Raw genomic sequence first — 21,274 nt, 5'->3', positions numbered from 1 at the left:
GAGGCATTTTGTGAAATTTTTGATATGCTGCTGGTTGGGTTTTTCCGTTTCGCATTCACTTCATTACAATCCCGTCGATTGTATTCCCGCTTCGTTACCCCTTGATTGGATCGTGCAACATGGAAGAGCGTTCTTCCACTATTTCAGATTCGCTTGTGCGACCGGGGAGTTTACGTGAACTGGCGAATGTGGCCATTCCGTTGGTCCTGAGCTGCGGATCGCTTTCGATCATGCATGTCGTCGATCGGATTTTCCTGACCTGGTGGTCGACTGACGCCGTAGCTGCTGCGTTGCCCGCAGGCATGATCCAGTGGGCAGCGATGTCGATTGCGATGGGGATGGCCACTTATGTCAACACGTTCGTTTCGCAATATGAAGGTGCCGATCAGAAGGGGCGCGTCTCGGAATCGGTCTGGCAGGGGCTCTATCTGGCTTTGATCTGGGGGGCAATTCTCTTACTGGGCGTTCCACTTGCCGGAACTTTCTTTCATTGGATCGACCATGCGCCTGAAGTTCAGGCATTGGAGGTCGATTACTTTTCGATTCTCTGTCTGGGGTCAGGTCCGGCTTTGATTTCCACCGTGCTCTCTTGTTTTTATACGGGGCGCGGCAAGACGATGGTTGTGATGTGGGTAAATCTGGCTAGCGTAATGCTCAACATGGCTCTGGATTACTGTCTGATCTTTGGTGCGGGGCCTTTTCCTGCGATGGGAATTAAAGGAGCGGCGATCGCCACCGTTGCCGCCAATGTTTCCATGTTGGTCTTCTATGCCTTCGTTATTTTCGCCAAGCATGAAGCCCGGGAATATGGTTTATTCAATCACTACCGCTGGAATCGGGATTTGTTTCTGCGTTTAATTCGATATGGTTTCCCGAATGGGATGCTGTATTTTGTTGATATTATCGGGTTCACTCTATTCATCGTACTGGTGGGGCGAATCGGAAAAATTGAGTTGGCAGCGACCACGATTGCCTTCAATCTGAATTCGCTGGCATTTGTACCGATGATGGGAGTCGGAACTGCGGTAATGACACTGGTCGGAAAACGAATTGGCGAAGGTCGTCCTCAACTGGCGGTGAGAATCACCTGGAAAGCATTTGCTGCATCAGCGGTCTATATGCTGCTGTTTGCTGCCGTTTACGTGGGACTGCCCGATTTGTTATTAAGACCCTACGAGCCGGAAGTGATCACCAAGGATTTCCTGGAAGTCAGGCACACAGCCGTCGTTCTGCTGCGGTTTGCCGCGCTGTTTTCGTTTTTTGATGCGGCGGTGGTGGTGTTTGGATCGGCTATTCGAGGAGCCGGCGATACCCGGTTTTGCATGCTCTTTTCCCTGATCTCAGGCTGGGCCATTATGGTCATTCCCACATTTCTGATCTGGAAGTATGCCGATGCGAAATTGTTTGGCAGTTGGACCGCCTGTACTTCTTATCTTGGCGTGTTGGGGATTGGTTATCTGATCCGGTTCCAGGCAGGGCACTGGAAACAGATGCGCGTGATTGAAGATCATTTTCCGGAACCCGCTTCCGAAGATCCGGAGCCTACGGTCGAAGAAGCGTTGACCTGATCACGGTTGCTTTGGGGCATCAGCGGCGGAGATTCCATTTCTCCGTCGCATATTTTTCGCGCACCAGCTGTTCGACTCGTTCGAGAGGCAAGTCGGGTTCGCTTTCGCTGGCGTTCCAGGTTTGGATAAACAGTCGCTTCAGGTCCGGCTTTGTCATCGGGTAGTTTGTGACAAACTCCAGATGATCGCGATGAGACCGGTATTCCGGTTCCCGCTCCGGGCTGGTTAAATACCAGGGAATCCGATCGAGATCAAAGTCGTAGAGAATGGTGCCATGATGTAGGAGTGTGGTGGTGAGCCAGCGCTGTGAATTGCCTGAGAACTTTCGTCCTGCGGTGGTCAGGTCGCTGATGCCCTCCAGTTCAATTTTGAAACCGGGCTTGTGCTGTTCGAGTGAAGCGCTGAGCCGATTTAATATGGCATGAGTTGTGGCTTCAATGCCTGTCAGATGCTGGTCGGCTGTGATCCGCAGGAAGAGTGAAAAGATGAAGCAGCCGGGACCCAGCAAGACAGTACCGCCGCCGGTACAACGTCTGAGGACTGGGATTTGATCCTGTTTACATTGCTCCCGATTCACATTCGCAGCGACCTGATTGGAGCTGCCTAAGATGACCGCGTATTGATCCACCTCCCAGAGACGCAGGCAGCCGAGGGAATCCTGTTCGTTGATCTGATACAGGAGCGCCTCATCCAACGCCAGATTTTCAGCCGGCGTTGGCAGGGTAGTTTCAGAAAAGTGGCAGCTTGAATCAAGCATTTCAGAAATTGAGGGCTCGTTTATCGACGGCGAGAGCCGCTTCCTTGACTGCTTCTGCCAGCGTCGGATGAGCGTGACAACAGCGGGCAATATCTTCACTGCTCGCACCAAATTCCATGGCGACCGCACATTCTGCAATCAGGTCGCCGGCACGGGGACCCAGGATATGCACTCCCAGAACGCGGTCGGTTTGTTTATCGGCGAGCATTTTAACCCGGCCTTCGGTTTGTCCCATCGCACGGGCACGGCCGTTGGCGAGGAACGGGAACGAACCTTTATTGTATTCGATGCCCGCTTCTTTGAGTTGTTCTTCTGTCTTGCCGACGGCAGCGATTTCAGGGTTCGTATAAGCCACGCTGGGAATGGTATCATAGTTGATGTGCCCGTAACCGGTGACCAGTCGCTCAGCAAAGGCGACGCCTTCTTCTTCCGCTTTGTGGGCCAGCATCGCACCGCCGATGACATCGCCGATTGCATAGACGCCTTTGACCGACGTTTCAAAGTGGTCGTTCACGGGAATGAAGCCTCGTTTGTCGACTTCGATACCAACGTTTTCCAGGCCGAGTTGATCGGTATTGGGACGCCGTCCGACAGCCACCAGCACGCGGTCACAGCGAATGGCTTTTCCGTCGGCGATTTCGACGTCGCACGTTTTTTTATTGGCTTTGACGCCAGTGACGCGGCAGCCGAGCTGGAACTCGATGCCCTGTTTTTCGAAGATTTTTTTGGCTTCGTTGGCGATTTCCATGTCGGTGGTTGGCAGGATGCGGTCGAGGTATTCCAGAACCGTGACTTTGGCGCCCAGGCGACTCCAGACCGCGCCCAGTTCGAGACCAATTACGCCGCCGCCAATCACAACCAGATGTTTGGGCACCTGTTGGTAGGTTAACGCTTCGGTACTTGTGCCGACGCGATCGCCGTCGAGTTCGATACCCGGCAATGTAGAAGGCTGACTGCCGGTGGCGATCAGAATGTGCTTGGCTTCGAGTTCGGTGACTTCTTTTCCATCATCGACCCGAACCTTACCCGGAGCCGTGATCATGGCGTGTCCCGAGTAGCGGGTGATTTTGTTTTTCTTGAACAGCGAATCAATGCCGCCGCCCATGGTTTTGACGGTTCGATCTTTCTGGCTCAGCATTTTCTCCAGATCGAGGGACAGCGAACCGACGTTGATGCCGCGATCTTTGAAGCTGTGCTCGACTTCTTTATAGAGTTCGCTCGATTCCAGTAGCGCTTTACTGGGAATACAACCGACCCGCAGGCAGGTGCCGCCCAGCATGCGTTCTTTTTCGATACAGGCGACGTTCAAACCAAGTTGAGCAGCACGAATGGCAGCAATATAACCACCGGGACCAGCGCCGATAATAACCAGATCGTGGTTCATTTTCTCTTTTTCCTGCCGGGACAGGAACCCTTTCAAAGCCTCTATAGTTCGCGTTAGATTCTCAGACTTCCATCAGCATGCGCGATGGTTCTTCCAGGACCTCTTTGACTCGTTTGAGGAAGACGACCGCTTCCCGACCATCGACGACACGGTGATCGTAGGTCAGTGCGATATACATCATGGGACGAATCACAACCTGGCCATTAATGGCAACTGGGCGTTCCTGAATACCATGCATACCCAGCACACCACTCTGTGGCGGGTTGACGATGGGAGTCGAGAGCAGGGAGCCGTAGACGCCCCCGTTGGTGATGGTGAAGGTGCCGCCCTGAAGTTCATCAAGGCTGATTTTATTGGCGCGAGCACGTTGACCGAAGTCATTGATTTTGAGTTCGATATCGGCAAAGCTGAGCCGCTCTGCATTTCGCAGAATGGGAACGACGAGTCCTTTGCCACCGCCGACAGCGATGCCGATGTCAAAGTAATTCCGGAACACGAGGTCTGTTCCCCGGATTTCGGCGTTGATTTGCGGGTATAGATTTAAGCCGTCGACGACGGCTTTGACGAAGAACGACATGAAGCCCAGCTTGACGTCGTATTTTTTCAGGAACATGTCTTTGTATTGGGACCGCAGTTCCATCACCGCCGACATATCGACTTCGTTAAATGTTGTGAGTAGAGCCGCGTTGGATTGTGCTTCGACGAGTCGTTCCGCAATTTTTTTACGGATCGGGCTCATCGGTACAATTTCTTCTTCGCGGAAGGCGCCGTTGCCTGAGGCACTCGGGGCTTCGTAGGCGAGGGCGTCTTCTTTGAGGATGCGGCCGCCGGGTCCGGTTCCTTTGACATCAGCAGGGCTGAGTCCTTTTTCCGCCATCACGCGGGCGGCAGCCGGCATCACACGGTCATCAGCACCTGCGGGAGCCGATTTTGCGGCAGCAGGAGCAGCGGCTTCTGCCTTTGCTGGGCTTTTGGCGGGGGCCGGTTCTTCGACACCAGCCGGGCGTTCCGCTTCTTCCAGGTAGCCGATGACTTCGCCAACGGATGCCATCTCTCCCGTTTTCTTCAGGATCTCGACAATGATGCCATCGAGGGGCGCCGGTACATCGAAAGTGGCTTTATCGGTTTCAAGCTCAACGATTTCACTATCTTGAGCGACCCATTTTCCTTCTTCCGCATGCCAGGCGCCGATCTGGACTTCGGAGATGGATTCCCCTACAGAGGGGACTTTAATTTCAACAGACATCGGACACTATTCTCCAACCGAGTCGTAGCAAAAAACGTATAATTTCAGACTATATCCGTGTGTTTTTATACTTGGCGAACACCAAAATGGATTATGACTTCTAGATAAAGCCAGCACAATTCCCGCGTACAGGGAAGATGATAAACAGGAAAAATATTTTGATTATGAAGCCAATCGCCTCTCTCAAATCACTTAAGTTGCTCTTTTAAATAGAAAAACGCTGGTCTTTTTATCGGCTTTTCAGCCAGACCAGCGCTCGAATTATTCTGATTCATGTATTATCGAACCAGCCGTAACAAGTCTTATCAGTTGTATTGCCGGCAATCAGGAAGACTTGCCGGGGAACCGGTGTCCTTTGGCTTTGGTGTCGATTCGATATAGCGAGTTGCGTGCGGTAATGAACAGGCTTGAATTATCTTTGCCGCCGAAGGTTACGTTGGCCGGCTTTTCAGGAACTTCGATAATGCCCAGTAATTTGCCTTCCGGCGAAAAGACCTGGAGGCCTAATCCTGACGTGATATAAAGATTTCCGTTGGTATCAACGGTCAGGCCGTCTCCGCCGCGTCCCGGTTCTTTATAGCCTGGTTCCTGTTTCAGAGTGCAGAACACGCGGCCTTTGCCAACTTTGCCGGGGCCAGTGACGGGGTAGGCCCACATTTCTTTCTGCATACTCGGAATCACGTACAGTGTTTTTTCGTCGGGAGAAAGAATCACGCCGTTGGGGGCTTTCAAATCGTCTGCCAGACGAGTCACCTTGCCATCGGCAGAGCGATAGTAAACGGCGACTTTCTCCTGAGGCAGTGGCTCGGGAGCCCGGAAGTGCGGGTCGGTAAAGTAAACGCCACCTGTACGGTCAACCACGAGGTCGTTCGGGGCGTTGTAGCGTTTTCCCTGATATTCTGAGGTCAGGGGAGTGACTTTTTTGTTTTTCAGATTGATGCTCACGAGACGCCCGTCCATTTCACAGGCCAGTAGATTATTCCCGCCATCCAGCATCAGGCCGTTGCAATGATTTGACGGTTCCAGAAAGACTGAGAGTTTTCCTTTAGAATTTACTTTGTAGATTTTGTTGTCAGGGATATCTGTGAAATACAGGTTGCCCTTTAAGTCAAAGGCGGGGCCTTCGGTGAATTTGAAATCGGTAAACACTTTGACCGGTTTTCCCACAGGGCCAATGCCGGGGATTTCAGAATTTTTCTCAGCCTGAGTCAAAACAGACATGGATAACATCATGGCTGCAGCAGCAGTCCAGCTTACTATTTTTCGCATCAGAGGCTCCTTGGAGTACGAGACCCGCGTAAAAGAGGAAAGTAATCGATCTTCTATTAGAGTCTTTTTGCTCCATAAAATTCAACCTTCTGAAGAATCGGAATGCTGTATCAGTAGAAATCAGACTTCTCATGAGGGACACTGATTAAAAGGATATAAAGCGAACTCAATGCCTGAAAACGTCTAAAACCAGCTTGATTAGAGGATTTAATTTCAATGGATGCCGTCCGGCTGTTAAAAAAACTGATCTCCATTCCCAGCGTCAATCCGATGGGCCGCGATGTTTCGGGAGAGATTTATTTCGAGGGAAAACTGACTCAGTTCCTGTGTGACTATTTTGCGGAACTGGGCGTCGAATATGAATCGATTGAAGTGGTTCCCGGCCGGAATAATGTGATCGCTCGTACGAAGTTAAAGCCGGGCGTGCCGACGATTTTGATGGACGTGCATCAGGATACGGTTCCCGTCGAAGGCATGATTGTTCCTCCGTTTGAAGGGACAGAAAAAGACGGCAAAATTTTTGGCCGCGGTGCCTGCGATGTCAAAGGGGGCATGGCGTCAATGTTGATGGCGTTTACCCGGCTGGTACAGGAAGATCCCCCCGATGCGGCCAATGTGATTCTGTCTTGTACCTGTGATGAAGAAGCGACGGTCAAAGGAATTGAGCATCTGGTCAACTTGTGGGAGGAACCGTCGGGTTTGAGCCAGATTTTGACAGAGCCTCCTGATTTGGGGCTCGTTGCTGAGCCGACGATGCTGGATATTGTCGTCGCACATCGCGGGGCAACACGTTGGAAAATCAAAACCACAGGCAAGGCCTGCCACAGTTCACAACCCAAAGATGGTATCAACGCCATTTACCGGATGGCTGATGTGCTGAAGGCACTTCAGGAACATGCGGAAGAATTATCGCAACGCGAAGCCCATCCGTTGTGCGGCCCGCCGACTTTGAGTGTCGGTGTAATCGAAGGAGGAGAGAGCGTTAATATCGTACCCGACTGGTGCACAATTGAAATCGACCGCCGGGTGATTCCGGGAGAAGATGGCATTGAAGTGATGCGTCAGGTCGAGGATTTCTTGAAACAGAAGCTGCCATTCGAATTCGAAATGCTGCCTCCGTGGATTACCGGTGTTTCGCTCTCCGATCATAATAATGGCGAGTGGAGTGACCGTCTGTTGTCGGTGATTGACACGGTGGAACCCGATCATAAAAAAGTCGGCGTTCCCTACGGCACACACGCCGCACGCGTGAATCAGGGAGGCGTTCCCGCGATGGTATTCGGCCCTGGTTCCATCGCCCAGGCACACACGGTCGATGAATGGGTTGAGATCGATCAGTTGCTGAAAGCCGAAGAAGTCTACTTCCAATTCTGTGCGAACGCCGGTCGGGCTGGATCGTAATTCTAATTTCGAGCAACCGCCCCTATCCAGTATCGTAGCGACTGTCTTGAAGTTCAAGATTTCATTCACCGTTGGACAAGCCAACGGTGCCACCCGCCCCTCCTATCCAGAATCGTAGGGGCAGGTCTATGTGCCTGCCCGCCTGGTGAAATTCGAATTAGAGACACGCTTCCGAAGGGACCGGAGAAGCTACTCCCCAACACTGTCGGACAAGCCGGCAGTGGCACACGCTACCGTGATCTGTTTCGAAATTTACTACCACGAAAAGCACGAAAGCACACGAAAAAAGCAGTGGGATCGGGTGGTCCCGAATGCAATTCGGGATTGCCGCAGGCAACAGGAGGTGGCAGTGGGAGTCTGCGAATTTAGTAACAGAAATCGATTCAGAAAAATGTAGAGTGCGGCCCTATCTGTCCATTCAACAGACGAGTTTCGAATTTGTTTCATGCTTTCTAAATTCAATTTCTCCCGAAGAGTCTGCAAAAAAAGTGAGCGGAATGGCGCTAGCCACCGTTTTTGAACTAGCGTCCCTGACACAACAAACGACGTCTTGCGCCGTGCCACTCAGGGTTCTGTGTTTCGAATTTCTTTTCTTTTCCAATTTTCCAATCTCGAAAAAATATCTTGACAGTTAATACCTAGGGCGGCTATATATTGGTTATGTAGTCATCCTATGTATTGGAGTAAATACGATGAATCCACAATTATTTGCAGGCACACTGGAGATGCTCATTCTGGAATTGGTTTCCGAAGGGCCCACGTATGGTTACGAAATTACGCAGCAGGTGACCAATCGCTCGTCGAATGAATTCGAGTTGAAAGAGGGGAGCCTCTACCCGGCGTTGCACAAAATGCAGCGTAAAAAACTGTTAAAATCGTTCTGGCGGGAAGTCGATGGTCGCAGGCGGAAGTATTACGAGCTAACGATCCAGGGACAGAAAGCGCTCAACGAAAAACGGCAGGAATGGAAGCAGTTCTCCTCCGCCATCGATCGAATTCTGGGAGCACAAAGTGGCCTGGCCTGAGATCAGCATCGACGATTTTCCCCCGAAGCGCGACGATGAACCCTCGTCGCTCAGGCAGGATATTATCGATGAACTCACAGACCACTTTGCGTGTGCCTTGAATCGAGAGTTATTAAAGAATCCAGATGAACAGACCGCAAAACAACGCGTATTACATCAATTCGGCGATCCCATCAAAATTGCCCGCCAACTCTGGCTCGACGCGATGAAGGAGAAAATGATGTCACAACGAATTCTAACTGGAATTGCAGCTGTCATGGCGGTTTGCTGTATGGCTGTGGTGGGGATTGCCTGGATTCTGGTGCAGGAAAGCCGGGTCGTCAATCAGAAGCTGCTTGAGCAGATGGCAGTGATCGCGGAGCGTCCAGTTGCTCCTGCTGAGTCTCAGACCGATCAACAGATTCTGCTGGAGTTGAAGCGATTGAACCAGCTACAAGCGATGGGAAGTGTCGCAGTTCAGGAAAGAATGAATCAAGTCAGTTTTCAATTGGTGACCGATAAAAACAGCCAGCCTGCGACAGGAATTACCGGAAGATTGATTCGACTGAGTAAGGAGCTCGACGATTTTGTGGTTGAAGCGACCAGTGATACGAAAGGAAAACTGGATTTCGGCAAGTTGCCGGCAGGACCTTATGCATTGGAACTGAAAACGCCCTGGGGCGAAATATATCAAAAGCTGGATTTCAGAATGATTCCGGGGCGCGAATTTTCAAAGACAATCGTCTGTCCCGCACAGCAACCAGAGCCGGTCTCTGTCAGCTTTCAAATTCTCCGGTCTGAAGAATTCGAGTCGGATGAATGGCTTGTCCTGGCAGATTTTCGAGTACGTCAAATCAAAAAGAATGATGAGGTCACCCATTCTTATTTGAGTGAACGTCAAATTGAGAATGATAACTGGTTCTATCTGCAACCTGTAAACCAGGGTGTGTATCTGATCGGAAAAAAAAGGACAGTTTTAAAAGTTCCATTAAGGCCTGACGGCAAGTATCAAAATCTGAATCCGGAAATCAGGCTGGATCAGCTGACTGTCGATGTGCCTCAGGGACAGTATGCTTTACCAGCCTTATATCTGATTCGCAGAGAGAATTTGAGCCGACTCTCAGATTTGAATGAGAACTATTTCGATCCTGTTGCTCTTGATCGTTCCAATTTAATTCCCGGGATACCCAATTTGCATTTAGGGGGAGAGATGTATGCAGTCGGGAATACCGTATTCGTGTCCCCGTTTAAAATTCTGGATAAGAAGCCGATAAAACTCAGTCCTGGTGACGTGCAGCGATACCCGTTACAGCATTTTGCAGCATCCCCGGGGAAGAAGAACGTTTGGAACATTAATTTTTACGATAAGAAAATTGCCCAGGTAGATTAGAAATAATAAACAACCGAGGTGTTAATGGGCATCCGAAACAGGGTGCCCCATAATTGTCCTCTCTTTTCAGGAATATCAATGTGGCCTGGCCTGAGATTAGCATCGACGATTTTCCCTCGAAGCGTGACGATGAACCCTCATCGCTCAGGCAGGATATTATCGATGAACTCACCGATCACTTTGCGTGCGCTTTGAATCGAGAATTATTGAAGAATCCAGACGAACTGACAGCAAAACAACGTGTCTTAAATCAATTCGGCGATCCCATCAAAATTGCCCGCCAACTCTGGCTCGACGCAATGAAGGAGAAAATCATGTCTCAACGTATTATGACCGGTATTTCTGCTGTCATGGCGGCGTGTTGCATCCTGGTAGTCGTCTTTGGCTGGTTGATGATGAAAGAGAATCAGTTGGTCAATCATCAGTTGCTCGAACAACTGGCGGTCATCGCGGATCGGCCGCAGGCGGATTCGACAGTGGTAAAAAGCCTGCAGAAGACAAATGAAGCCATTGTCCGCGAGCTTCGAATTCTGACAGAATCGCAACAACCATCACGGTCTATGGGTGAGATGGGAATGGAAGGGTTTGAAGGAATGCATGGTGGAGCGATGATGGAGGGAGGCTTTGGCATGGAATCAAAGCCCGCCGCGGCCGCCAACATCAACCAGCAGATTCTAAAACAACTAGAACAGTTGAATCAAAAGCAGACAGCTCAAGGTGGAGCAGCTTCAGAAGGCATGAATCAGATTTCTATTCAACTGGTTCAGGATAACAAAGAAAAAACGCCGGCGGTCGGCTTTTCTGGTAAGTTGGTGAAAAGTGGGGCGAAAACCGATTCCTTTTCTTTGAAAGAAGTCAGTGACAAGAAGGGAGTACTCGATTTCGGGAATCTTCCCTGGGGGAAATACGAACTCTATTTGTCGGCCCCCTGGGGGGACCAGCTCTCTACTAATATCTCAACAGTACCCGGACGAAATTATTCTGAGACGGTTATCTGTCCCGCGACAGCAGCACCGCCTGTACCTGTGCAGTTTGAACTCAATTGGCCGGACCAATTGAAAGCAGATGAGTGGGTTGTCATCTGTGATTATCGTAGACGAGGATCTGGCGGAGGAGCGCCTGGTTCATTATATCGAAAAGTTGGTAATCAAATCTGGAACGAGAAATCGATTCCCCTTGATCAACAGTCATCGGTCGTCCTGATTAACGGTGATAACCAGGTCAGCCTATGTCCGTTAGACCAAAAGGGGGAATTGAAAAATGTCGATCTGGCAACGGTCGACTGGCAATCTTCGGTCAACCTGACCGCGGGTGAAGGCTATGCCTTATCCATCGTCTATCTCATCCCCAAAACCGAATTGGGGCGGCTCTCTGAAGTAAATTTCGATCGCAGATATGCTGTTTTAGACAAGTTCAGAACCACGATGATGATCTTTGATCAATTAAGTCGACTTCAGCCGGAGCATGGTTTTACAGGGGGGCTTAGCTCCGCTTCTGCCACCATGTTCGTGGCACCATTTCAAAATCCGAATGCTCTGAAGGATGTAGGTCCTTTCGATCCGCTCCCGAAAGTGGCCGAAGGAATGCAATATCCGAACTGGCTCAATTTTTCCGCGCTCGAGGACCAGAACAATCTCTGGACCATCCCTGTCATCAAACTGGAACAACTAACCCGCCCCGAAGAGGTTGGTAGAAGCGGTGTGATTGGTGTTAACGGTGCCGGTCAAGGTTTCTTCTAATCTTCTCGCTGACACAATCTAAGAACAGAAACTGGAGTACCGAGTGACCTGGCCTGAGATCAGCATCGACGATTTTCCTCCCGAGCGCGACGATGAACCGTCGTCGCTCCGGCAGGATATTATCGATGAACTCAGCGACCACTTTGCTTGTGCTTTGAATCGAGAGTTATTGAAAAATCCGGATGAGCAGACAGCAAAACAACGCGTATTAAATCAATTTGGTGATCCCATCAAAATCGCTCGTCAACTCTGGCTGGAGGCCATGCAGGAGAAGATTATGTCGCAACGTATTATGACCGGCGTTTCTGTCGTGATGGCTTTGTGTGGCTTCATTGTGGTCGGGCTGGTCTGGTCAATGATGAAAGAGAGTCAGGATTTCAATGCCCGGATGATGGCGCAAATGGCCGAAATCGCGGATCGACCAGAGCCGGTGACCACTGACGCAGTGAATCAGCAGATTCTGAAGCAACTGGAGCAATTGAATCAAAATCGGACGGTCGAGCCGGATACTGTTTCTGTTGGAATGAATCAGCTTTCATTTCAACTGGTTGCCGACGACAACGATGAAAAACCGCCCAACAAGTATGTCGGCACACTCACTAAAATTGGCGATCGTTCAGAAACCTTCACACTGGAAGCCGTCAGTAATGGGAAGGGAGTGCTTGATTACGGAAAATTACCCTGGGGAAAATATCAGCTGACTTTGAAATCCCCGTGGGGAGAATATCATCACCAGAGCGTGACTGTGATTCCCGGTCGTGATACGACACAGAAAATTATCTGTCCGACCGAGATTCCGGAAGTCGTATCCGTTCGATTTCATTTGGACTGGCCTGACGGAATTAATACTGAAGACTGGTTTCTCATTTGCGACTTTCGTAATTCATCTGACGGAAACCGGCAGGTTGAGAGTAGCAGGTTGATTCATGGTGAAAAGTGGATTTACAGACAAAACTGGACTGAAGATAAAAGCGGCGTTTATCTCATCAACAACGAGAATATGATCGGGGTCTGTCCTGTCAACAAAGATGGAGAGTACGAAGACATTGATTTAAAACAGTTGGCTTTATCTTCTTCGACTAGAATGAGGCAGGGAAAACATGTTTTGCCCGATCTGATGCTGTTTCAGAAGAAAGACCTGCAGAATCTCGCCCAAATGAACCGCATACCCGCCTTTCAGTCGTTAAACAAGTCCCGAACTGCGGCAGGTTCCTACAGTCTGCAGTATCGTGCTATGGTAGGAGGAGCAACCAGATTCGGCGGAATCGAAGGCAACTCGTTCCTGATCATTCCCTTCCAGAATCATCCGCCTCCTTGGACGCAAGTGAAAGTGCGGCCGGAGGGAGGCCATACATTGTATGCAAGTGGTTTAGAATTATCGAAGCGGTTGGAATTCACGGCAATTAAAGGCGAAAAGAACCTCTGGAAAATCAAACTGCCGGATCTGAAAGATTACATCATCCCCAAAGGAACTCCAGGTGGAGGTCAAGGAATTTTCTGACGGGATGTTAAATAGTTTGCGTGATAATGAAATATTGAGGAGTACCAGGTGGCCTGGCCTGAGATCAGCATCGACGATTTTCCGCCCGAACGCGATGATGAACCGTCGTCGCTCCGGCAGGATATCATCGATGAACTCAGCGATCACTTTGCTTGTGCCTTGAATCGAGAGTTATTAAAGAATCCGGATGAGCAGACAGCAAAACAACGCGTATTAACTCAATTCGGCGACCCCATCAAAATCGCCCGCCAACTCTGGCTGGACGCGATGAAGGAGAAAATTATGTCTCAGCGTATTATGACTGGTATTTCAGCCGTGATGGCGGTGTGTTGTCTGGCTGTGGTGGGAATTGCCTGGATGCTATTTCAGGAAAGTCAGTCCATCAATCAGAAAATGCTGGCTCAAATGGCAGCAATGGCGGATCGCCCCTTACCTGTAGCGACAACAAAAATGGACCCCCAGTTTCTCAACCAACTGGAAGTCATGATGCAGAAACAAATCGCCGAGGCCAATTCCAGTTCGGAAAAAATGCACCCCATTTACTTTCAGTTAGTCGAAGAGAAGCAAGGCGGAAAACCGGCGGCCGGTTTTAAAGGGACTCTGTCGAAAGTTGACGGCAAACAAAAAGTATTTATCGTCGACGCAGTCAGTGATGAATCAGGCAAATTGGATTTTGGCAACCTGCCTTGGGGGACTTATAATGTGAATTTGAGTGCTCCCTGGAATGAGGAAATCTTTTCACTTAAGATTACCACGATACCAGGACGTGCGTTTACAGAGACGATTTTCTGCCCGACAGCGGTTCCACGGAAAGTGCCGGTGGAATTTCAAGTTGACTGGCAAGGCATACCGGCTGGCGAGGAGATGTTTCTCGTATGCGATTTTCGTCACTTCAGTATCTCCTATGGATTCAATCACAGACAATACAATTTGAGCTCTCGGCGAACCATTCAAAACCATACCTGGAGCTATCGGCATAATCTGACGATTCCTGCAGAAAGAGGCGTTTATCTGATCGACGTCAAGAATTATCAAGCCACCCCCTGTCCGCTCTCGGAAGACGTTCATTTCGAAAACCTTGAGTTTCAGGATCTGGTTTGGAAGTCGACTGTCGAAGCGCTGCAGGGAGAGTATATGCCCCCCACCATCTACTTGATTCGGAAGAGCCAACTGTCAAAATTATCTGAACTGAATTCCATCAAAACCATCGGATTAATATCTAGTGATCCAAATGGAATGGATTTGAAAACATACGCTTATCCGGGGATGGGAATGTTTGTTTCTCCGTTCGAAAAATTCAAAGTGGAACCACGGCTTTTAAAGATACTGGAAAAGAAAGATAGTAGCGCAGCAAAGATGATTTATGCGTTCCAGGCTAGTCGGTTGATCTCTGCTTATAAGGCGACGACGGAAGAACCCAATGTCTGGAAAATCATTGTTCCTGATGTCGATCCGATTACTCAAAAATCCGGTTCTAGGAGATTTTAAGCTGTCAGTATCATGTCTATTTGATATAGATCAAATTTGAGGAGTCACAAGTGACCTGGCCTGAGATCAGCATCGACGATTTTCCGCCCGAACGCGATGATGAACCGTCGTCGCTCCGGCAGGATATTATCGATGAGCTCAGTGATCACTTTGCTTGTGCATTGAATCGAGAGTTATTGAAAAATTCGGATGAGTCGACAGCAAAACAACGCGTGCTCAATCAATTCGGCGATCCGATCAAAATCGCCCGTCAGCTTTGGCTGGACGCAATGAAGGAGAGAATCATGTCTCAACGCATTATGACCGGAATATCTGCTGTGATGGCGGTGTGTTGCATTGCTGTGGTGGGGATTGCCTGGACGATGATGCAGGAAAGTCGAGCGTTCAATCTGCAGATGCTGGAGCAGTTCAAACTGGCACAGGAGAATTCAGATGCGGAGGCGACAGGGGATCTGCACGGGATCCTGTTTCAACTGGTACAGGAAAGGGAAGGCGGAAAACCGGCAGCTGGTTTTAAAGGGAATCTGGCGAAATATGAAGGCAATCAACAAATCTTTACGGTTGACGCCGTCAGTGACAAAACGGGAAAACTGGATTTTGGGAAGCTGCCTTGGGGAAGGTATGATGTGACTTTCAATGCCCCTTGGGGAGAGTCTGTTAGTACATTTCAGATTACCACGATTCCGGGGCGAAAATATGAAGAGACCATCGTCTGTCCGGCGCATGCTCCACAGGAGGTGGAAGTAGAGTTTCAGGTGAACTGGAAGAACATGCCTGAGGAAAAATATTATCTGCTTTGTGACTTTCGGTATCGAGTGAGTATTTCATCCAACGTATCAGAACAATTTGAATTAAAGTCCTATCAGGAGGTCCAAGGACGTCAATGGGTCTACAGCCATGACCTGGAACAGGAATCCGACGGAAATGTTTACCTGATTGATGTGGAAAATCAGCGGGCGGCTCCCTGTCCGCTGGCTGCAGACGGGAGCATTAAAAAGATTGAAGAACAGCAGCTGGACTGGCATCCGACGGTTGAAATCCTGCAAGGCAGGTATGGTCCGCCGACAATCTATCTGATCGCGCAACATGAACTCAGTAAAATCACTGAGATCAATTCACTCAGCAGCACAAAAGGTGTACGATTTAGCAAAGGCCAACTGGAAACAATCAGCTTTTTGTTACCAGGACAGGGTTCAATTATTTTTCCCTTTGAGAAACTCTCGATCGATCCCGTTTTGGTAGTTAATAAAACGCCTACCGAGCTGAAAGAGATTCATGGATTCATACCAGACAGGTCAACTCATAAGACCTATGCAGCGACAGAAGATCAACCCAATGTCTGGGAAATCAACATCCCCGACCTGTTCCCGATTACTCTGGAATCCGATTCATTGAATAGTGCCCAGTAACGGGGAAGAGTTTTGTGCCCGGTTTACCGATCTGCTGGCAGTTGACTTCGTAGACGAACTTTTCTTTGAGTTCGTTGACCTTCAGGTGGACCGTTTTCTTGTCATCTGAAACGGTGACGTCTTCCACTTCAACTTTATATCGGCCGCTGTCGGGGCTGGCGTAGCTGCCGCTCCAGACGCGGGTGTAGCCGGCGATCGTATACGCATCCTTGTCGGCTGCTTTCTTCGCATCGACGGGCTGGAAGAATTCGATTTCGAAACCGTCGGGTGTCGCGCGGAGTTCCTTGATGCCGTTCGGCAGTTTGCCGTTGGGGGTCAGTTTGGTGATCGAACCGGTGTTCTGTCCGCCGAGCCAGCCGCTATCGTGAATGCTGCCGACGTAGATGTCGCCCTTGGGGCTGACGGCGACCGACATGGGGCCCGCGAAGTTATGCTCATCGGGGGGTACGTCGGCACGGGTGAAGTAGTAGGTCGCGCCTTGAACGGAATCGCCGACTTTTTGCGTCGAGAAGCGGATCAGGAATCGCTGATTGTATTCGCAGCCGAGCCCTTGATCGAACAGGCTGGCATACGGGAATTGTTTGGGAATGCAGGTTAAGCCGTTGACGCTGCGGGTCCAGGGGTGGGGGACCTGAATGGCGGCGCGGGTCTCTTTTAGATTTTCTTTATTGCGCAGATCGGATTGGCTGGGCACGCCGTAGGCTTTGCCGGGCATCAGTAAGTTGATCTCGTTGAAGGTGTTTTGCACGCCCTGTTGATCGGAAATATAGATTTCGTCTTGGGAGTTGATTGCGAGGCCCGTCGGATACCGGAAGGCGTTTCCAACGACTTCGATATTGCCGTTATAGGTGATTTTGAGAATCTTCCCCCGCCAGTGAATCTGGTCGTCGGGGCGTTTCATCTGGGCATAATCGCTGCCCAAGCCGACATAGAGATTGCCCTGACTGTCACGAATGCAGCCGGTGGCCCAGTCGTGATAGTTGTCGTTAAAGCCCCAGCCGGTGGCGACGATCGTGCGCTGGTCGGCTCGGCCGTCGCCGTTCGTGTCGGAGAGTCGGATGACTTCCGGTTTATGGGAAACGATAATATCGGAGCCGTCGGCGATGATGCCGAACGGAGCAGAGAGTCCTTCTTCGAAAAGGGTCAGTTCATCTTCAATGCCGTCGCCGTTGGTGTCTTTGGCCAGATAAACGTCCCCTTTGAGGGAGGTAAAGATCAGTGTGCCGTCGTCGCGCCAGGCGAGGGCGGTGGGCATGATTTTCCCATCAAGGGGAAGTCGCACGCCGTCAAAGCCGGGGGCACTGGTGACGGATTGCTGATCCGATTTGAGCGTGGGTTTGATTTTAACCTGTAACGCATCTGCTTTGAGATTGCAGAGGTAATCGAGTGTCAGTGAAACGGTTTCAGACGAGCCGCTCTTTGTTTTGGTGTATTCGTGAGAATTGTTGTCAGAGATGTGCATCCATTTTGCATCGGGATGAGCCGGGTCGGTGATCTGGGGCTCGCCGATACTTTGGGAGAAACGCGGGCGTCCGACATACAGATCGTAGCCTTCGGGCACATTGGTGGCTTTAATGGTTCGCTGCAAACCAGTCTGATTTTCTGTTCCCGGAAGTGTCTGGAACGTATCTGCGACAGCAACGGTTCTGTTTTTATCACCCATTTTGAAGGTGAGTTCATAATTCAGTGTAATCTGATTTCCATTTGATTCGTAGCTGCGCAGCGTGCCTGCTCTGCTGTTCTGGACGTGAGGATAAATCACGGACTTTGGTTCTTTGCCGGTTTTGGTGAGTGCAAATTCCTGACCGCGTTCGTAGCCTGAGATAATCGGCGAGCCAGCCATGTCCCAGTACCAGCTTTTGCCTTCGGTGCGCTGGCGGGCTAAGTCACCCAGTGTCCATTGCACGATCGAGAATTGATCAAGGTCGAACAGCAGGTTGTGTCCATTGTCAAAGCCCATCGCGAATGCACGAGGTACATAGCCGCCGCCGGTTTCTTTGGGATTGGTAAAGACATCGCGCACAATTCGCGCGGGTTCGCCGGCTGCAACGGTGAAGAACTGTTCGACGACCGAAGGATTGGTGGGAACTTTAAACTTGGGGTCATTCAGGCCGAGCCAGATCGCATCCAGCTGACGATTGATATCGCCGCCCAGAACTTTCGGAACGCTTTTCTTCAGCGCGGGCATCTCCATGCCGGGTACGATGCGCAGTGGATTATGTACCCAGCGGAGGAAGTATTCTTTGCGCATCCGTTTGCCCAGCATCAGCAGGTCGGAACCGCGTGTGCCGAGCGCGACGTTACGGGGTTTGTATTCACCCAGGACGTGACACGAAATACAGCTGAAGCCTTTCGCGCCGGTGATGGTCTGGCCGGCGATGAGCAGTTGGGCGCGGTTTTGATCGGAAGAGTCGATCATGAAATCGGGTTGGCGTGGGCCGTCGTCGGGAACCAGATCATGGGCGACGAGATAATTGAGCAGCGCCTGTTTGTCAGCTTTGGTATGCTGGAAGCGGGGCATGCGGACACGTAGCCAGGGCATGCGGATGGTTTTCTGTTCGCCGCTGACGGCTTCGGAAAGGGCCTCGTGATTGAGTTTGTCGCCGACGGCGGTGAGCGCCGGGGGAATCATACCTTCGCTCTGACCGGCGAGGGCGGGGTCGAACTTTGCTATTTGACCGGCGATCTGGGTGATGCCTTCGTGCTTGTCCCGTTCGTGACAGTAAATGCAGTTGCGCTGTTCGAGGACGTAGCGGCCGCGGTCGAAATCATTTTCCGGTGAAGGGGCATTCAAGCTGGATTTGAGATACGCTTTGACGGCGTCGCGGTCGATGGTGCGATACGCGGGACGGCCCTGTTTGAGATCGGGTGTTTCTGCCAGGCAGGAGTTATCCCAGTTGGTGACTGTTTGGGAGAGATCGGCGATTTGCTGTGTCGGTTTGTCGATGCCGGGAATCGTGTGGCAGGCGGCACAACGAGCCTGGGTGATCAGTTTTTTGCCGGCGGCGATGATCTTCTTATCGGTGGCTGGTTTCTTACCGGTTGCAAGCTTAGCCTGTTTCAACTCGGAGAGTGCAAAGGCGAGCTGGCGTCGTTCGGTGGTGCTGAGTTTGATGACCGGCATGCGATGATCTTTGTTGAGCTTCCCGGGATCAGTGAGCCAGTTATACAGCCAGTTTGCATCGCGTTTGTCGCCGATACTGCTCAGATCGCCGCCGCTGAAGGGTTGCTGGTTACCTTTGCCGTCAATTGTATGGCAGGCCAGACAGCCAACCGAACGCATCAGAATTTCCCCTTCGCGTCGTTCTTCGTCGCGTGTGGGGGCTTGCTTTGTTTTTTTGTCTTTTTTCGCAGCCGGGATTTTCTTGAGGGATGCGGTTTTTGTGTTCGCATAGAGATACGCGGCGATGGCTTCCGCTTGCTGCTTGTCAAAGCCGAAGAAAGGCATTTTGGCGTGCGCGGCGACAGAGTCGTCGTTTTGAATTTTGCGGAGCAGCCATTCTGGATTCAATGCGGTGGTGACATGCGTCAGGTCAGGTGCAGCGGGGCTGGTGAGCTGATCATCGCGCTGGTGACAGCGGTTGCAGCGATGGGCGTCGAAGTGAGTGCGCCCGCGCCAGATCTGGGCGACTTCCGGGTTTCCTTCTTCCCGATAGAGCAGATTTGCCGGAATCGGTTCCAGTCCAAACTGATTGGAAGACCAGAACAGTTGCACGCGTGCCTGGGGTGATGTTTTTTCATAGGAGACCTGCAGTTCGAATTCGCCGAAGCTTTGGTCGAATTTTGGGCCAATGAGCCAGCCGGGAGTATCGCGTTTTCCTTCAAGAACCGTTTTGCCGTCAAGTTCGACTTTCACTTCCCCCTGGATGTATGCGGAAATCTGATACTTCGCAGGTTTTTTCAACAGGATCAGACTGTTCCACTTCACGGAGAATTTACCTGAGGGGAGCTGTGGCAGAGGTGCCTGTTTGCCCCAATCAAAGGCGATGTCCGGGTCGATGCGTTGCACACGTTTATCACCCGCTTGATATGTTGCCAGCAGTCCCGGCGGATAATCATCTTCTTCGGGATCAATCTCTTCAGCCGACAGGTTTCTCCCGGCGATGGTGAGAAAGAGACATGCAAGTAAAAAAGCACTCAGGGACAGAATGCCCCTGAGTCCGAATAAATGGATGCGCTGGCTGATCATGGTGCTAGACAGATTCAGTATTGAGAGGAAGTTTGTAAAGAAACTCAAATAATTCGTGTGCCAAATAAAAAATCAGCCATTCGTTATTGTTCGAATGGCTTTTCCTCTTTGGCGTTGGCACCGAAGGAAGCGCGGAATTCGTCTGCAACGGACGAAACGGTTTTCTTGGGGCCGGTCAATTTGAGGAAGTAGTAGGCTTTGCCTTCAACTGCGAGAATCACGCCCAGCATCTGGGAATCGGGAACCGCTTTGGTTTTACGCAGGAATGGAGGGCCGATTGATTTGTTGTAGGTTCCTGTCAGGTCGGCGAAGACGTATTTGCCATCTTTGGATTCGCCTTGAGTGACTTTGACTTTACGACCTTCACTGGCAAACTGGCCGATCCAGCGAGTGATGTTGGCAGAGACTCCACCACCGGTTCCGCCGAAGGATGAGATCACGAGTTCGGCTGGTTCTTTGTCGCCTTTGACTGCGGGAATTTCGAATTGCGCGAGACGGAGGTTATTGGAAGGGGGCGCACTTTTCCAAGTGGCGGGGACTTTGAGAGTGATGTCTTTGATTTTGACTTCGTTTGTTTTCTCGTCTTTCTCAGCTGCCTCAACGGTGCAGGCATAGATGGCCAGAGAAAGGGCCAGGACGGAATAGATTACTCGTCGGTAAGTGGTGGGAGAGATCATAAATATCCTCAGATTGAAATAAGGAGTTTGCGCATACGATAATGCCTAATTGTCCCGCATTTCACAGGGATTTTCAACTGGTTGCTGCGAGAAATGGGAATTGGCCGGAAATTTTGCGAAAGTGAAATATGTTGTACATGCATGTTGCAAAAAAACAACGTGCGGGTCTGATTTATTGAACGGGAAAATGATGTTTGCAATGTCCTCTCAAATACTTGTGTTTTGAATTGATATCAAGGGGAGAGCCGTTTC

14 protein-coding genes are annotated in these 21,274 nt (G+C 50.6%); 8 read left to right on the top strand and 6 right to left on the bottom strand.

Annotated features, from left to right (window positions below; all coding sequences use genetic code 11):
• Window positions 1-119 precede the first annotated feature (119 nt).
• Window positions 120-1,568, top strand: coding sequence for an MATE family efflux transporter (locus Pan241w_RS21325; protein WP_145219737.1), 1,449 nt, complete (start codon window positions 120-122; stop codon window positions 1,566-1,568).
• A gap of 19 nt (window positions 1,569-1,587) precedes the next feature.
• On the opposite strand, the gene Pan241w_RS21320 is transcribed toward Pan241w_RS21325, so the two are convergent.
• The 4 genes from Pan241w_RS21320 to Pan241w_RS21305 all read right to left on the bottom strand — a co-directional run bounded on the left by Pan241w_RS21320 (window position 1,588) and on the right by Pan241w_RS21305 (window position 6,224).
• Window positions 1,588-2,325 carry a lipoate--protein ligase family protein gene (locus tag Pan241w_RS21320; protein ID WP_145219735.1) on the bottom strand — a complete coding sequence of 246 codons (738 nt, stop codon included), beginning with the start codon at window positions 2,323-2,325 and terminating at the stop codon, window positions 1,588-1,590.
• 1 nt (window position 2,326) lies between these two features.
• On the bottom strand, window positions 2,327-3,709 hold the full coding sequence (lpdA, locus tag Pan241w_RS21315; RefSeq protein WP_145219733.1) for a dihydrolipoyl dehydrogenase: 1,383 nt from the start codon (window positions 3,707-3,709) through the stop codon (window positions 2,327-2,329).
• A gap of 61 nt (window positions 3,710-3,770) precedes the next feature.
• Window positions 3,771-4,955: a 2-oxoglutarate dehydrogenase complex dihydrolipoyllysine-residue succinyltransferase gene (gene odhB / locus Pan241w_RS21310; protein WP_145219731.1), complete on the bottom strand. Its 1,185-nt coding sequence runs from the start codon at window positions 4,953-4,955 to the stop codon at window positions 3,771-3,773.
• Window positions 4,956-5,279: 324 nt separating this feature from the next.
• A complete protein-coding gene (locus tag Pan241w_RS21305) occupies window positions 5,280-6,224 on the bottom strand; it encodes an SMP-30/gluconolactonase/LRE family protein (protein ID WP_145219729.1) in 945 nt (314 codons plus the stop codon).
• Between the two features lie 216 nt (window positions 6,225-6,440).
• Here Pan241w_RS21305 and Pan241w_RS21300 point away from each other — a divergent pair, with 216 nt between their 5' ends.
• The 7 genes from Pan241w_RS21300 (at window position 6,441) to Pan241w_RS21270 (ending at window position 16,156) form a co-directional block, all read left to right on the top strand.
• Window positions 6,441-7,625 carry a M20 family metallopeptidase gene (locus tag Pan241w_RS21300; RefSeq protein WP_145219727.1) on the top strand — a complete coding sequence of 395 codons (1,185 nt, stop codon included), beginning with the start codon at window positions 6,441-6,443 and terminating at the stop codon, window positions 7,623-7,625.
• A gap of 692 nt (window positions 7,626-8,317) precedes the next feature.
• Complete coding sequence (locus Pan241w_RS21295) at window positions 8,318-8,650, top strand: PadR family transcriptional regulator (protein WP_145219725.1); 333 nt, start codon at window positions 8,318-8,320, stop codon at window positions 8,648-8,650.
• On the top strand, window positions 8,637-10,019 hold the full coding sequence (locus Pan241w_RS21290; protein WP_145219723.1) for a prealbumin-like fold domain-containing protein: 1,383 nt from the start codon (window positions 8,637-8,639) through the stop codon (window positions 10,017-10,019). Before Pan241w_RS21295 ends, Pan241w_RS21290 begins: the two co-directional genes overlap by 14 nt.
• Window positions 10,020-10,099: 80 nt before the next feature.
• Window positions 10,100-11,758 carry a prealbumin-like fold domain-containing protein gene (locus tag Pan241w_RS21285; protein ID WP_145219721.1) on the top strand — a complete coding sequence of 553 codons (1,659 nt, stop codon included), beginning with the start codon at window positions 10,100-10,102 and terminating at the stop codon, window positions 11,756-11,758.
• Between the two features lie 43 nt (window positions 11,759-11,801).
• Window positions 11,802-13,259, top strand: coding sequence for a DUF1700 domain-containing protein (locus tag Pan241w_RS21280; RefSeq protein WP_145219719.1), 1,458 nt, complete (start codon window positions 11,802-11,804; stop codon window positions 13,257-13,259).
• Between the two features lie 48 nt (window positions 13,260-13,307).
• Complete coding sequence (locus Pan241w_RS21275; protein WP_145219717.1) at window positions 13,308-14,747, top strand: prealbumin-like fold domain-containing protein; 1,440 nt, start codon at window positions 13,308-13,310, stop codon at window positions 14,745-14,747.
• 50 nt (window positions 14,748-14,797) lie between these two features.
• On the top strand, window positions 14,798-16,156 hold the full coding sequence (locus tag Pan241w_RS21270; protein WP_145219715.1) for a hypothetical protein: 1,359 nt from the start codon (window positions 14,798-14,800) through the stop codon (window positions 16,154-16,156).
• Here the strand turns inward: Pan241w_RS21270 and Pan241w_RS21265 are convergent.
• The gene (locus Pan241w_RS21265; RefSeq protein ID WP_145219713.1) at window positions 16,119-20,345 is read right to left on the bottom strand and encodes a DUF7133 domain-containing protein; all 4,227 of its coding nucleotides are present in this window, start codon (window positions 20,343-20,345) and stop codon (window positions 16,119-16,121) included. The genes Pan241w_RS21270 and Pan241w_RS21265 overlap by 38 nt on opposite strands.
• 83 nt (window positions 20,346-20,428) lie before the next feature.
• Window positions 20,429-21,022, bottom strand: a complete 594-nt coding sequence (locus Pan241w_RS21260; protein ID WP_145219711.1) for a hypothetical protein — start codon at window positions 21,020-21,022, stop codon at window positions 20,429-20,431.
• Window positions 21,023-21,274: the final 252 nt, after the last annotated feature.

Origin of the sequence: Gimesia alba (assembly GCF_007744675.1) — a bacterium.
GTDB lineage: Bacteria > Planctomycetota > Planctomycetia > Planctomycetales > Planctomycetaceae > Gimesia > Gimesia alba.
Note: the sequence above shows the minus strand (reverse complement) of the source record. Positions and strands in the feature narration are given on the sequence as shown.

Coding starts and splice junctions, on each gene's coding strand:
- Pan241w_RS21325 (WP_145219737.1), top strand. CDS start 120: ATGGAAGAGCGTTCTTCCACTATTTCAGATTCGCTTGTGCGACCGGGG.
- Pan241w_RS21320 (WP_145219735.1), bottom strand. CDS start 2,325: ATGCTTGATTCAAGCTGCCACTTTTCTGAAACTACCCTGCCAACGCCG.
- lpdA (WP_145219733.1), bottom strand. CDS start 3,709: ATGAACCACGATCTGGTTATTATCGGCGCTGGTCCCGGTGGTTATATT.
- odhB (WP_145219731.1), bottom strand. CDS start 4,955: ATGTCTGTTGAAATTAAAGTCCCCTCTGTAGGGGAATCCATCTCCGAA.
- Pan241w_RS21305 (WP_145219729.1), bottom strand. CDS start 6,224: ATGCGAAAAATAGTAAGCTGGACTGCTGCTGCAGCCATGATGTTATCC.
- Pan241w_RS21300 (WP_145219727.1), top strand. CDS start 6,441: ATGGATGCCGTCCGGCTGTTAAAAAAACTGATCTCCATTCCCAGCGTC.
- Pan241w_RS21295 (WP_145219725.1), top strand. CDS start 8,318: ATGAATCCACAATTATTTGCAGGCACACTGGAGATGCTCATTCTGGAA.
- Pan241w_RS21265 (WP_145219713.1), bottom strand. CDS start 20,345: ATGATCAGCCAGCGCATCCATTTATTCGGACTCAGGGGCATTCTGTCC.
- Pan241w_RS21260 (WP_145219711.1), bottom strand. CDS start 21,022: ATGATCTCTCCCACCACTTACCGACGAGTAATCTATTCCGTCCTGGCC.